19 protein-coding genes are annotated in these 12545 nt (G+C 69.9%); 10 read left to right on the top strand and 9 right to left on the bottom strand.

Going from position 1 to position 12545, the window contains the following annotated elements:
• Position 1: 1 nt before the first annotated feature.
• Positions 2 to 1165, top strand: a complete 1164-nt coding sequence (locus tag ABT171_RS04680; RefSeq protein ID WP_351239776.1) for a hypothetical protein — start codon at positions 2 to 4, stop codon at positions 1163 to 1165.
• A gap of 98 nt (positions 1166 to 1263) precedes the next feature.
• Here ABT171_RS04680 and ABT171_RS04675 read toward each other — a convergent pair whose 3' ends face one another.
• The 4 genes from ABT171_RS04675 to ABT171_RS04660 form a co-directional block, all read right to left on the bottom strand.
• Complete coding sequence (locus ABT171_RS04675) at positions 1264 to 1554, bottom strand: DUF1416 domain-containing protein (protein WP_351239774.1); 291 nt, start codon at positions 1552 to 1554, stop codon at positions 1264 to 1266.
• Positions 1555 to 1578: 24 nt separating this feature from the next.
• Positions 1579 to 2424: a sulfurtransferase gene (locus ABT171_RS04670; RefSeq protein ID WP_351239772.1), complete on the bottom strand. Its 846-nt coding sequence runs from the start codon at positions 2422 to 2424 to the stop codon at positions 1579 to 1581.
• 129 nt (positions 2425 to 2553) lie between these two features.
• A complete protein-coding gene (locus tag ABT171_RS04665; protein WP_350751515.1) occupies positions 2554 to 2634 on the bottom strand; it encodes an Ms5788A family Cys-rich leader peptide in 81 nt (26 codons plus the stop codon).
• Between the two features lie 202 nt (positions 2635 to 2836).
• Entirely contained in the window at positions 2837 to 3574 is a 738-nt protein-coding gene (locus ABT171_RS04660; protein WP_351239770.1) for an LmeA family phospholipid-binding protein, read from the bottom strand.
• Positions 3575 to 3689: 115 nt separating this feature from the next.
• Here ABT171_RS04660 and ABT171_RS04655 point away from each other — a divergent pair, with 115 nt between their 5' ends.
• Positions 3690 to 3953: a DUF3099 domain-containing protein gene (locus ABT171_RS04655; protein ID WP_351239768.1), complete on the top strand. Its 264-nt coding sequence runs from the start codon at positions 3690 to 3692 to the stop codon at positions 3951 to 3953.
• Here the strand turns inward: ABT171_RS04655 and ABT171_RS04650 are convergent.
• The 3 genes from ABT171_RS04650 to ABT171_RS04640 are packed head-to-tail and all read right to left on the bottom strand — an operon-like array spanning position 3947 to position 4952.
• On the bottom strand, positions 3947 to 4309 hold the full coding sequence (locus ABT171_RS04650) for a DsrE family protein (RefSeq protein ID WP_351239766.1): 363 nt from the start codon (positions 4307 to 4309) through the stop codon (positions 3947 to 3949). The genes ABT171_RS04655 and ABT171_RS04650 overlap by 7 nt on opposite strands.
• Complete coding sequence (locus ABT171_RS04645; RefSeq protein WP_351239764.1) at positions 4306 to 4563, bottom strand: hypothetical protein; 258 nt, start codon at positions 4561 to 4563, stop codon at positions 4306 to 4308. Before ABT171_RS04645 ends, ABT171_RS04650 begins: the two co-directional genes overlap by 4 nt.
• Positions 4560 to 4952 carry a hypothetical protein gene (locus ABT171_RS04640; RefSeq protein ID WP_351239762.1) on the bottom strand — a complete coding sequence of 131 codons (393 nt, stop codon included), beginning with the start codon at positions 4950 to 4952 and terminating at the stop codon, positions 4560 to 4562. Before ABT171_RS04640 ends, ABT171_RS04645 begins: the two co-directional genes overlap by 4 nt.
• 173 nt (positions 4953 to 5125) lie before the next feature.
• Here ABT171_RS04640 and ABT171_RS04635 point away from each other — a divergent pair, with 173 nt between their 5' ends.
• Positions 5126 to 5968 carry a helix-turn-helix domain-containing protein gene (locus ABT171_RS04635; RefSeq protein ID WP_351239760.1) on the top strand — a complete coding sequence of 281 codons (843 nt, stop codon included), beginning with the start codon at positions 5126 to 5128 and terminating at the stop codon, positions 5966 to 5968.
• A complete protein-coding gene (locus tag ABT171_RS04630; protein WP_351239758.1) occupies positions 5950 to 6153 on the top strand; it encodes a DUF397 domain-containing protein in 204 nt (67 codons plus the stop codon). The genes ABT171_RS04635 and ABT171_RS04630 overlap by 19 nt, the downstream gene beginning before the upstream one ends.
• On the opposite strand, the gene ABT171_RS04625 is transcribed toward ABT171_RS04630, so the two are convergent.
• Complete coding sequence (locus tag ABT171_RS04625) at positions 6154 to 6312, bottom strand: hypothetical protein (RefSeq protein ID WP_351239756.1); 159 nt, start codon at positions 6310 to 6312, stop codon at positions 6154 to 6156.
• Between the two features lie 314 nt (positions 6313 to 6626).
• On the opposite strand from ABT171_RS04625, the gene ABT171_RS04620 reads away from it, so the two are divergent.
• The 6 genes from ABT171_RS04620 to ygfZ all read left to right on the top strand — a co-directional run bounded on the left by ABT171_RS04620 (position 6627) and on the right by ygfZ (position 12031).
• Positions 6627 to 7202: a heme-binding beta-barrel domain-containing protein gene (locus ABT171_RS04620; RefSeq protein ID WP_351239754.1), complete on the top strand. Its 576-nt coding sequence runs from the start codon at positions 6627 to 6629 to the stop codon at positions 7200 to 7202.
• A 404-nt stretch (positions 7203 to 7606) separates the two neighbouring features.
• Positions 7607 to 8275, top strand: a complete 669-nt coding sequence (locus ABT171_RS04615) for a hypothetical protein (RefSeq protein WP_351239752.1) — start codon at positions 7607 to 7609, stop codon at positions 8273 to 8275.
• Between the two features lie 14 nt (positions 8276 to 8289).
• On the top strand, positions 8290 to 9963 hold the full coding sequence (locus ABT171_RS04610; RefSeq protein ID WP_351239750.1) for an N-6 DNA methylase: 1674 nt from the start codon (positions 8290 to 8292) through the stop codon (positions 9961 to 9963).
• On the top strand, positions 9960 to 10589 hold the full coding sequence (locus ABT171_RS04605) for a restriction endonuclease subunit S (RefSeq protein ID WP_351239748.1): 630 nt from the start codon (positions 9960 to 9962) through the stop codon (positions 10587 to 10589). Before ABT171_RS04610 ends, ABT171_RS04605 begins: the two co-directional genes overlap by 4 nt.
• Before the next feature lie 29 nt (positions 10590 to 10618).
• Positions 10619 to 11056: a Fur family transcriptional regulator gene (locus ABT171_RS04600; protein WP_351239746.1), complete on the top strand. Its 438-nt coding sequence runs from the start codon at positions 10619 to 10621 to the stop codon at positions 11054 to 11056.
• Positions 11057 to 11065: 9 nt separating this feature from the next.
• Entirely contained in the window at positions 11066 to 12031 is a 966-nt protein-coding gene (gene ygfZ / locus ABT171_RS04595) for a CAF17-like 4Fe-4S cluster assembly/insertion protein YgfZ (protein WP_351239745.1), read from the top strand.
• On the opposite strand, the gene dtd is transcribed toward ygfZ, so the two are convergent.
• The gene (gene dtd, locus ABT171_RS04590) at positions 12032 to 12457 is read right to left on the bottom strand and encodes a D-aminoacyl-tRNA deacylase (RefSeq protein WP_351239743.1); all 426 of its coding nucleotides are present in this window, start codon (positions 12455 to 12457) and stop codon (positions 12032 to 12034) included.
• Between the last annotated feature and the right edge of the window lie 88 nt (positions 12458 to 12545).

Here is a 12545-nt window from a genome sequence, read left to right as displayed (position 1 = left end):
GATGAGCGACCAGCCGTATCAGGGCGGACAGCCCCATCAGGGCGGCCCCTACGAGGGCTACGACCCGTACCAGCAGCAGTGGTCCGCGTACGACCAGCAGCAGTACGGACACGGGCAGCAGCCCGGCTACGACCCCCAGCTGACCCAGCAGTGGCAGGGGCAGACCTGGGAGACGCAGACGCACGGGTCGATGCAGATGCCGGCGGAGGCGGCGTATGTGCCGCCGCAGACGTTCGAGGGCCAGTACGGGCAGCAGCACGGGCAGCAGTACGCCCAGCCGTACCCGGCCGCTCCCCAGCCGCAGCCCGCACCGGCGACGGCGCCGGCGACGGCGCCGCCCGCCCCCGAAGCCGGGGCGGAGGAGTCCGAGCCCGACTACGGTCCCGCCACGCTCGGCGGCAACTCCCGCATCACCGATGCCCAGCGGGCGCGTCTTGAGGGGCGCTCGCCGATCATCGAGCCCGGTATGCAGCCGGCGCTGCTGACCGCGGTGCTGGGCCTGCTGCTGGCCGCCACGGCGCCGGTCGCCTCGTACGCGCTGGTCGTGCCGCTCGTGCTGCTCCAGGCGGTGACGGCGGCGGGCTGGTTCCGGCTGAACGGCATGTGGCCGGCCCGGCAGGGCATCGCACTGGCCTTCCTGGGCGGGCTCGCCGCGGACGTGGCGGTGCTGACCGCCGGCCGCGACCACGTGCCCGCCGCGATCCTCGGCCCGCTCGGCGTCTGGGTCCTGCTGTGCCTGGTCCTGCAGCTGCGCTCGCACGCCTCGCCGGACGAGCGGATGTACGGCCTGATGGCGACGGTCGTCTCGACGGCGCTGTCGGTCCTGGCCACCGGATACCTGGGCGCCGACCCGCACGCGGTGTCGGTGGGCGCGGCGGCGGTGGCGGTGGCGATCCTGGCCCGTGCCCTCCCCCTGCCCTCACCGGTGTCGGTGGTGGTGTCGCTGCTGGCGGCGGCCGGCTCGGGGATCGCCGTCGGCGGGATGACCGGCCTGGGCGCGAAGGGCGCCGCCCTCGGCGCGGCGGCCGGTGTGTGCGCACTGATCGGACACCGGGTCGCGAGCTACGACTACCCGTCCCGGTTCGTCCACTTCACCGCGGGCGTGGCCCTGCCCCTGTCGGCGGCGGCACCGGTGGTGTGGCTGCTGGGGCGCGCCCTGGGCTAGGGCGGGAAGCCGAAGGGCCGTACCCCACTGGCGTCCAACCCCAGGGGTACGGCCCTCCGGCCCGTCACTGAACCCACTCAGAACCGGCTCGGACCGGCTCAGACCGCGATGGCCACCTCGGCCAGCGCGCCCTTCTGCGCCACGACGACCGTACGGTCCGCCGTCGCGCCCGGCACCAGCGCGCGCACGGTCCACGTGCCCTCGGCCGCGTAGAACCGGAACTGGCCGGTCGCCGAGGTGGGCACCTCCGCGGTGAACTCGCCGGTCGAGTCCAGCAGACGGACGTAGCCCGTCACCGGCTCGCCGTCGCGGGTCACCTGACCCTGGATCGTGGTCTCACCGGGCTTGATCGTCGAGGCGTCCGGGCCGCCGGCCTTCGCTCCGCACATGCTGTCTCTCCAGAGGGGTTGGGATTACTTGTTGGCGCCGAGCTCGATCGGCACGCCGACGAGGGAGCCGTACTCGGTCCAGGAACCGTCGTAGTTCTTGACGTTCTCGACGCCGAGCAGCTCGTGCAGCACGAACCAGGTCAGGGCCGAGCGCTCACCGATGCGGCAGTAGGCGATCGTGTCCTTGGCGAGGTCCACGTTCTCCTCGGCGTAGAGGGCCTTGAGCTCCTCGTCCGACTTGAAGGTGCCGTCGTCGTTGGCGTTCTTCGACCACGGGATGTTGCGGGCGCTCGGGACGTGGCCCGGACGCTGCGACTGCTCCTGCGGGAGGTGGGCAGGGGCGAGAAGCTTGCCGCTGAACTCGTCGGGCGAGCGGACGTCGACCAGGTTGTGCGAGCCGATCGCGGCGACGACGTCGTCACGGAAGGCGCGGATCGAGGTGTCCTGCGGCTTGGCCTTGTACTCCGTCCTCGGGCGCTCGGGGACCTCGTCGCCGGCGACCAGCTCGCGGGCGTCCAGCTCCCACTTCTTGCGGCCGCCGTCGAGGAGCTTGACGTTCTCGTGGCCGTAGAGCTTGAAGTACCAGTAGGCGTACGACGCGAACCAGTTGTTGTTGCCGCCGTACAGGATCACCAGGGTGTCGTTGGCGATGCCCTTCTCCGACAGGAGCTTCTCGAAGCCCTCCTGGTCGATGAAGTCGCGGCGGACCGGGTCCTGGAGGTCCTTGGTCCAGTCGATGCGGATCGCGTTCTTGATGTGGTTCTTCTCGTAGGCGGACGTGTCCTCGTCCACCTCGACGATGGCGATGGCCGGGTCGTCCAGGTGCTGCTCCAGCCAGTCGGCGTCGACCAGGACGTCGGTGCGGCTCATGCTCTTTCTCCTCCGGGGCAGTTGCGGCGGGGCGTGCGAGTAGAGGGGTGCGCGCGCTCGGGGGAGCGGCGGCGCACGGGTGCCCTTCCAGCAGGGCGGCTGAGGGATGCGGAAGTCGGGGACTTTCGCTCAGAAGGGGCGACAGAGCATGGCGGCAACGCGGCACAGGTCCACTGCCCGCCGCTTCGTGAGATCCGCCTGTCGCTTCATGGGCCCGATCGTAGGGACGTCCGGGCGGGCATGTCACCGGTGTGTCACATGACGAGACACGATCGTCCGTATGGCGGAACAAAGAAGCGCCCGGCGGCCGTCTCACGGCCCGCCGAGCGCTCGCCCGGGTCTTCCCATCTACGGTACGGACGCAGCGTCTCGCCACTCGGACGAGCGGTGTCCGCGTCCGGCGTCCGAGTTCCTACCCCGCCAGCCTGACGTCGGAACCCTTCACCGTGATCTCCACACCGTTCTTCACCGCCTGCACCTTGTCCAGCTTGATGCCGCCGGGCAGCCGGTCGATGGCCTGCTGGAAGTCGGTGATCTCACGGACGCGGTTCTCGGCGATCGCGGCGGGGCCGAGCCGGGGCAGCGAGTCGGCGTGGACCTGCACCTTGTCGTGCTCGACGGTCACCGTGCTGAGCACGGGCACGGTCTGCTTGATCCCGAGGGACGAGACGGTGCCCTCCACCATGACCTTGATCTTGCCGTTGCCGCCGTCGGAGAGGCCGACGATCCGGGCCGTGATCCCGGGGGCGACCTCGGTCGGCCGGGAGTCCGCGGTCTTCAGCAGTTCGGCGTAGGAGATCGTGGCGGTGCCGGTGGCGTCGGCCGCGGTGGCGGAGCTGTAGTCCCCGGAGAACGAGACGCCCTTCATGTCGGCCTTCAGGTCGTCGATCCGGACGGTCTGCCCCGCCTTGCCGGTGGCCGCCTGGTAGTCCTTGATCCCGACCTCCACGTCGTCGAGCGACCCGCCCGCGACCTGGGTCAGGAACGGGAAGCCCTTGATGTCCACGTCCGGCGCCGAGGCCAGGTTCTCGGTCGCCTTCAGCTTGTCGGCGGCCTCCCCCTCGGCGAAGTGCACGGCGACCCGGTCCGCGATCACGAACAGCCCGCCCAGGACCACGACGAGGATCAGGATTATTCGCAGGGCGCGCATGTGGTGTTTCCCCCGGGTTGTCGGTAGGTGGCTACGCCACGGTAACTCTCGGACGGCGGCCGGGCGGGGATTGTGGATCTCTTGTGACAAGGACGGGCCGCCCTACCCTGGAGTCATGTACGCACGGCGGCGTCACATCTACTTCGCCATGATGGGGACGTGCATCGGCCTCTTCGTCCTGGCGTGGGGAGTGGTGCGGCTCTGGTCCGTCCCGGCGGCCGTCGGCATGTGCGTCGTGGCCATGATCATCCCGCCGGTCGCCGCGATGATCGCCAACCGGCGGGGCCCGGAGGACCGCTGGTGGGACGACCCCTCCGGCGATCCCCAGTCCGACGAGTGGTGGGACGAGCTGGACGGCAGGAAGCACAGGAATCAGTAGACGAGCGCCTGGGTGTCGTCGGCGAGGGACTCCTGTACGAAGACCTGCGCGCCCGCGATCCGTACGCCCTCGATGACGTCCTTCTCGGTGATCTCCCGCCGGGCGGCACACTGCGTGCACAGCGTGATGCGTCCGGCGGCGAGGACCGACTCGATCAGGTCCGGCAGCGGGGCCGCGTGCGGCAGCTCGAACTCGGCGGCCCGTCCCGGCAGCGCGAACCAGGACGACTCCCCGGTCAGCCACAGCGACACCTCGACCCCGCTGGCCACGGCCACCGCCGCCACGGTGAACGCCTGCGAACAGCGCTCGGGGGCGTCCGCCCCGGCCGTCACCTTGATCACGAGCTTCTTGGTCATGCCGGAAGCGTAGCCGCGGTGACGATCGTGACGAGCAGCGCGGCGACACAGAGAGCGGTGAGTACGCCGCTCACGGTGGCACCGTCGGGCCGGTGCCGCCGCCGGCGCTGTTGGCGTTGCCGGTCGGCGAATCCGGGGTGGAAGGGCGGGAGCGCGTAGCCCGGTGAGAGCGGGGCTGTGGCCCCCGGTGTGCCGTGCTCCGCCCGGTACCGCCTGCACTCCTCGTACGGCAGGCCGCCCTGGACGCCGCTCATGCGCGGTGCTCCTGCCGCCGGTGCTGCCGCAGCAGCACGTTGGCGTCGGTCTCGGCACTCCGATCGCACACCGCCCGCGCCGCCTCCCGCAGCTCGGCCATCCTCATGCACGCCGCGCAGCCGGGCACCGGCCGGGGCGGGCGGCTGAGGTCGCCGGGGTCGGGCGGCACGGCCCGGGTACGGCCGTTCGCCGCGTGGACGCTCGCGCTCAGGCGCTCGCGGTCGGTGGCCGGACGCACCGCGGCGGGATCGGCCTGCCACTCGCGGCCACCGCCGACGGGGCGCAGCAGCGCGTACGGCCCCGAGCGGTCCTGGTACTCGCCGACGCGGCGGGTGGCGGGGTCGTACAGCACGGTGCCGGGTTCGTAGCCGGCCGGTTCCGTTCTCATGGTGTTCGCTCCTTTGCTCAACTTCTATACGGAATGCGACAGTTGCACTACTCTGCGTGCTCCTGGGCTGATACGAGGATGGCCCAGGGTGAAGGCGGACACGAGCGGAATGGCGGCTAGTGCCACAGCGGGCGGCCCAAATTCCACAAGTTCCACGAACAGGGGAGGGCGCGGTGCCGCAGCGGAGGGCGATCACGGGGCGGAGCCAGGAGCCGAGGGTTCGTTTCGCCGAGGAGCTGCGGATACTGCGGGCCGCCCGGGGCGTGAGCCTGCGGACACTGGCCGACGCGGTGGGCTGGGACGCGTCCCTCTTCGGCAAGCTGGAGAACGGCCACACACTGGGCGGCCCGGAGGTGGCGCAGGCGCTGGACCAGTACTACGGGACGGGGCGGCTGGTGCTGACCCTCTGGGAGCTGGCGGTGGCTGATCCGACGCAGTTCAAGGAGCAGTACCGGCGGTACATGGTGGCGGAGGCTCAGGCGGTGAGCCTGTGGCAGTACTCCGTAAGCCGACCGCCGGGGTTGCTGCAGACTGCGGGATACGCGCGAGAAGCACTCGCCGCGGGTGGCCTCAGCGGGGAGGATCTGGATCAGCAGGTAGGTGCGCGCATCGGACGGCGGCACGTACTGGAGGGGAACTGCGCGCCGCCGTTTCGGGTCATTCTCTGGGAGGCGGTGCTGCGCAACTCGCTGCGTGACCCCGACGAGTGGCGGGAGCAACTCACGTATCTGGCGCAGGCTGCGGAGCGCCCGAACATCACCCTCTACGTGCTGCCCTTCGGCGCCGGCCTGCACGGCATGGACAACACCGACACCATGTTCCTCCAGCTGTCAGACGGTCGTACCGTGGCCTACGTAGAGAACGATGTGCGGGGCGAACTCATCGAGGAAACAACCAAGGTTGGGCGTCTGCAGCGCACCTATGATGACCTGCGTGACCTGGCGTTGAGCCCCGCCGAGTCGCGGACGTTCATCTTGCGGATGTTGGAGGAAGCGCCATGCGAGCCATCGACCTGAGCAGTGTCACCTGGCGCAAGAGCAGCCACAGCAACTCGGACGGCGGCAACTGCCTGGAGGTCGCCGACAACATCCCCGCGAAGCGGCTCGTCCCGGTCCGCGACAGCAAGGACACCACCCGCACCCCCCTGCTGATCGGCGCGGGCGCCTGGGCCGCGTTCGTCGAGGGGGTCAAGCGGGGCTGATCAGCCGAACAGTCCTGCGTTCAGCGGGGTGCCCACCAGGTCGGTGACCTCCGACAGGGCCGCGGAGTCATCGTTGTGGGCGTGGGCAGTGGCCGGCATCACCGCCAGCAACAGACCCGCGGCCACACCCGTCGCCATCGTTCGCAGCACCTTGAGCATGCTCTTCTCTCCGATCTCCGATCTCCGGCTGGACCTGGATCAAGGTTCGGTGCCGGCCGGTGCCGGGGCGAGCCGGGCGGGCCGAACGGGGCGGGGGCCCTGGTCGGCCCACCTCCCCAAGAGAGCCCGGCCAGGGCCGCGTAAGCTGGGCCCCGGCTCTGTCGTATGCCCGCACTCGCTCAAGGAGCACCCGTGGAAGCATTCTTCGAAACCCTGCTGGTCCTGGTCTGCGTCGGCGTGCTCGCCTTCGCCGGTCTGACCGTGAAGAAGCTGTACCAGGGCCAGCGCTGACCCCCATCTAGGAAACGCCCCTCATGATCGAGATCCCGTCCGACCTGCACAAGGACCTCGTCCCGCTCGCCTTCCTGCTCGGCAACTGGGCCGGTGCGGGCGTGCACGACTTCCCCGGCTCGGAGAAGTGCAACTTCGGCCAGGAGGTCAGCTTCACCCACGACGGCCGGGACTTCCTGGAGTACCACTCCCAGACCTGGGTGCTGGACAACGACGGCAACAAGGTCCGCCCGCTGGAGTCGGAGCACGGCTTCTGGCGGATCGACGCCGGCCGCAAGGTCGAGGTGACGATGACCCGCGACGACGGTGTCATCGAGATCTGGTACGGCGAGATGGCCGACAAGAAGCCGCAGATCGACCTGGTCACGGACGCCGTCGCCCGCACGGCCGCCTCGCAGCCCTACAGCGGTGGCAAGCGGCTCTACGGCTACGTCAAGAGCGACCTCATGTGGGTCGGCGAGAAGCAGACCCCCGAGGTCGAGCTGCGCCCCTACATGTCGGCCCACCTGAAGAAGGTCGTCACCCCGGAGGACGTCGAGCGCTGGGCGAAGGCCCTCCCGGACGATATGCCGGACGACGGCATCGCCTTCTTCAAGTAGGCCCCCGACCTCCCCGTAGGCCGGCCGTTCCGGCTGGCGTCATCTGATGGCTCCGCGTACTGCGCCGGGGCCATCACCTGTTTCCAGGCCTCGATGCGAAACAGCCAGGGGTTAACAGATTCGGCCCGCAGCGCACTGCGCTTGCAGTCGGGTGATCTCCGTTGCTACCGTTGGGTGCAACGACGCGGGACACCAACCCAGTTGGTGCCTGCCGAGAAGCCGTGCGCGAGAAACAGAAACCCCCGGCTGCCCTGAGGGTGGCCGGGGGTTCGGAAGTCCGTGCCCTGGGTGGCGTGCTGTGCAGAGGCGGGCCCAGGGCTTTCGCTACCCACCGTATCACGGTGAGGACGTTCCCGTACCGACACGCGTCCCGGGCCCTGCTGTGCCCGGATGAGGGGGGCCCGATGACTGACAAACTGCCGGAGTGGATGCTGCGCGCGTTCTCGAAGCTGCGGCTGGCGCGCTACGTCGGTGCGGCGCGTGGCAACGCCGTGGTGGCGGGGCGACTGTACTGGTGGAACGTCGAGGCCTCGGCCGCGCTCTACGGCGCTCTGCACTGCCTGGAGCTCGCCCTGCGCAACGCGATCCACGGGCAGCTCTCCGCCGCCTACCGCAGGGACGACTGGTGGACAACGGCTCCGCTCAATCAGAACGGGCAGCGGCTCGTGGCCAAGGCGCGCAGCAAGTGCGAGCGCCGGGGCCTCGTGCCGGCGCCGCCCGACAGCATGGTGGCGGAACTGTCCTTCGGCTTCTGGGCGTCGCTGGTCAGCGGGGGATCGGGCTACGACCGGTTGTTCTGGGTGCCCGTCGTGCACAAGGCGTTCCCGCACTACTCGGGCCGGCGCGATGTTCTGTACGACGGCCTGTGGTCGCTGGTGCTGCTGCGCAATCGGATCATGCATCATGAGCCGATCCACCACCGGGACCTCGCCGCCGACCATGCCAAGATCTACCGCATGCTCGGGTACCTCGACCCCGAGCTGGCCAAGGAGGCCCAGGCCATGGACCGCTTCCCGGCCGTTCTCGCGGGCAAGCGCGATGCTCTGCGTGGGTCCAGGCCATCCCGATTCTGATGGGCGGAGGAGTGGTGAGCGACTTCGAGGGCGTCCTCGTCTCAAGGGCCGACATCGCCCGGTTCGCCGGGGTCAAGCGACCCGCGGTGACCAACTGGGAGCGTCGGCACGAGGACTTCCCCCGGCCTGCGGGGGGCCCTGACCGAGGGCCCGCGGACGTCGAGGTCTTCTCGGCGTCGGACGTGCTGGCCTGGCTCGACCGGCGCACCATCCCGGCGAACGCCAGGCGATCCGACGAGCCGGAAGGCACCACCTACGGTGATCGGTTCCGGGCCTCGCTCGGGGGAACGCGGACCGGAGCACTGCTCAGGACCGTGGACAGGCTGAGCGGCGCGCAGGCGGAACGATTCCGCGGAGAACTGTCCCAGGCGGACTACCTCACCGTGCTGCTCACGCTCGTCTATGTCCGCGGATGCCTGCCCGAGGAATGGCAGAGCATCCTGACCGAGGCGCGCCGTTTTCCCTCTCCGCACTCCGGCGAGCTGTTGGTGCGGATACTGGCGAGCGCGGTGCGCCGAGGGCTGGGAGCCGAGCAGGAGCGTCTCCTCCTTGCGCTCTCCCAGAACCTGGGCGGCTCCCGCGTGGCCGACACCATCCGGTTGCTGGACGACACGGGACCGGTGGACCGGGCCGAACACGCTCACGCCTTCGAAAGGCTCATGGCGCGGTACAGCGACCTCATGGGCAGAAGGGCGGGCGACTTCTTCACGCCCCGAGCCGCGGTCGACGTTCTCAGCAAGCTCGTCGCCGACGGCGGTCAGGGCGTCAGGAGTGTGCATGATCCCTTCGTGCGGGCCGGTGAGCTGCTGGCGGCCGCGTGCGACGCCGTGGCGGAGACACAAGGCGGTTTCCCCGAGGCAACCGGCGCGGGAGTGGGCGAGCATCCGTTGGCGCTGGCCGGCATGAACCTCGCTCTGCACGGCGTGCCCGAGGCCAGGCTCGGGACGGGAGGCACGGCTCCATCGGCCGGGCACAACCCCCGGCACCAGGGGTTCGACCGCATTCTGACGAACCCCCCGTTCAACATGAAGGTCGAGCGTCCTGTTGAACGCGGGCACTGGCGTTACGGCGCACCGCCCCAGCACAACGCGAACTTCGACTGGCTCCAGTACGTCGTGACCCGTCTCGGGCCAGAGGGCCGGGCAGCCGTGCTCATGCCCGACATCGCCGCGTTCTCCGCCAACCCCTCGGAGCGCAGGATCAGGGCCGCGATGGTGGAGGACGGCGCGGTGGAGGCGCTGATCGCGCTGCCCGCTCAGCTCTTCACGACGACGAGCATCCGTGTGACGGTCTGGCTGCTGCGGCATCCGACGGGGACGTGCGACGAGATTCTGTTCGTCGATGCCAGTCACCTCGGATCGCTTGTCTCCCGTGTCCAGCGGGAGCTGGCCCCGCACGAGACGCGGCGCATCCTTGAGCAGTACCGGTCCTGGACGGCTGCCCGGGCCGACGGCCGCACGTTCCCGGGGACCGACGGCCTGAGCCGGGCCGTGCCCATTGAGAAGATCAGGGAAAAGGACTACACCCTCAGCCCTGCCTTCTATGTGCCGAGCGGTACGCCGGCCAGTGCAAGCCCCGCAGAGCCGGCGGACCTGGCCGCTCTCGCCGGGCACTTGACCGAGCTGCATGCTCGGGCGCGGGACGCGGACGCCGCCGTCGAAGAACTGCTGGGGAGGTACGGCCTGTGAGCGAGGACGGACTGGAGGGTCTGCCGCAGGGCTGGCGGTGTGTCCCTCTCGGCGAGATCTGCGACATCCAGGCGGGCGGCCCGGCCGTGCGCAGGAACGAGCATCGGCAGGCAGGGGTTCCCGTGGTCCGCCCGGTCGATCTACGTCATCAGCGGATCTCGGCGCAGTCGGTGGTGCATGTGGATCCCGAAACGGCACGGGGCCTGCTCAAGTACCGCATCGTCACCGACGACATCCTGGTCACGCGTACGGGAACGGTGGGACGGGTGGCGCTCGTCACCGACCGCGAGAGCGGCTGGCTGTACAACACCCACCTGCTGCGTGTGCGAGCACACGATCCCGCACAGGCCACCTACCTGTTCGCCTGCCTGTCCCGACCACGGGTCGCCGAATGGCTGGAGCGCCGGGCGGCCGGAACCACCGGTATGCGGTCGATCACCGTGCGCACCCTTCAGGACCTGCCGGTGCCGCTGGCCCCCTTGGAACGGCAACGGGAGATCGGTGCCGCGCTCAAGGCGCTGGACGAGAAGATCAGGGCGCACGAGGAGATCGTCCGGGTGACCACGGACCTGCGCGCGACCCTCGCGGAGCTTCTCATGGCGGACCGCTTGCCGACAGGCTCTTGACGGCCGTTGGTCCCTTCTACACTGGGCGTGTGGTGAGCACCGACTGGAAGAGCGACCTCAGGCAGCGCGGCTACCGGCTGACGCCGCAGCGGCAGCTTGTCCTCGAAGCCGTGGACACCCTTGAGCACGCGACCCCCGACGACATCCTCAGCGAGGTGAGGAAGACGGCGTCGGGGGTCAACATTTCCACGGTCTACCGCACCCTGGAGCTGCTGGAGGAACTGGGCCTGGTCAGCCACGCCCACCTCGGGCACGGGGCGCCGACCTACCACCTCGCCGACCGCCACCACCATCTGCACCTGGTGTGCCGGGACTGCGAGAACGTGATCGAGGCCGATGTGGGCGTCGCCGCGGAGTTCACCGCGAAGCTGCGTGCGCAGTTCGGGTTCGACACCGACATGAAGCACTTCGCGATCTTCGGCAGGTGCAAGGACTGCTCCCTGAAGAGTTCAACTACCACGTCGTAGGCTGGCCCCATGAAGAGCCCCCTGCTGACCCTGCCCGGCGCCGTCCCCGCCGAGGGTGTGGACGAAGGCGTCGCCGCCCACTACGGCGACCTGTTCCGTGAGCAGCGTGCCCTCGCCGACGGCACCGGATTCGTCGACCTGTCCCATCGGGGCGTCGTCACCGTCACCGGCGACGACCGCCTGAGCTGGCTGCACCTCCTGCTCACCCAGCACGTCAGCGAGCTGCCGGCCGGTGAGGCGACCGAGGCGCTGATCCTCTCCGCGCACGGTCACATCGAGCACGCGCTGTACCTGGTGGACGACGGTACGACCGTCTGGGCGCACGTGGAGCCGGGCACGCAGGACGCGCTGGTCGCGTACCTGGAGTCGATGAAGTTCTTCTACCGGGTCGAGGTCGCCGACCGAACGGGTGACTTCGCCGTGGTGCACCTGCCCGCCGGGTCCATCGCCGAGGTGCCCGACGGTGTCGTCGTGCGGGAGACGGCGTACGGCCGTGATCTGTTCCTGCCGCGTGCCGACCTGGAGTCCTTCGCGGCCACGCACGGCCCGGCCGCCGGGCTCCTCGCCTACGAGGCGCTGCGCGTCGAGCACCACCGGCCGCGGCTCGGCTTCGAGACCGACCACCGCACGATTCCGCACGAGCTGGGCTGGATCGGCACGGCCGTGCATCTGCAGAAGGGCTGCTACCGCGGGCAGGAGACGGTCGCCCGCGTCCAGAACCTGGGCAAGCCGCCGCGCCGCCTGGTCTTCCTGCACCTGGACGGCAGCGACGTCCACCTGCCGGTGCCGGGTACGGAGATCCGCGTCGCGGACGAGGGGCCGGAGGGCCGCAAGATCGGCTTCGTGACGACGTCGGTACGGCACCATGAGCTGGGGCCGGTGGCACTGGCGCTGGTCAAGCGCAATGTCCCGGTCGACGCGAGGCTCCTGGCCGGAGAGACGGCGGCTGCGCAGGAGGTCGTGGTCGAGCCGTAGTCACATCTCCAGCAGCACCGTGAACGGCCCGTCGTTCGTCAAGGACACCCGCATCTTCGCGCCGAAGCGGCCCGTGGCCACCGTCGCCCCCAGGCTCCGCAGCTGGGCCACGACCTCGTCCACCAGCGGCTCGGCGACATCGCCGGGGGCGGCGGCGTTCCAGGTGGGCCGGCGGCCCTTGCGGGCGTCGCCGTACAGGGTGAACTGGCTGATCACCAGCAGCGGGGCGTCGATGTCGCTGCACGACTTCTCGTCCTGCAGCATCCGGATCGACCAGAGCTTGCGGGCCAGCTGCCCCGCCTTCTCCTTGGTGTCCTCATGGGTCACCCCGACGAGGACGCACAGCCCCTCGCCCTCGATCGCGCCGACCGTCTCACCGTCCACGACGACACTCGCGCCGTCCACTCTCTGCACCACCGCACGCATGCGGACCATCATGCCGGGTGCCCGGTACGCGGATACAGGGGGTCCAATATAGATCCCTTACCCCCCATCTGGGGCTGTTCGGGGGCAC

The sequence above is a fragment of the Streptomyces sp. NPDC001851 genome, assembly GCF_040297165.1.
GTDB lineage: Bacteria > Actinomycetota > Actinomycetes > Streptomycetales > Streptomycetaceae > Streptomyces.
Note: the sequence above shows the minus strand (reverse complement) of the source record. Positions and strands in the feature narration are given on the sequence as shown.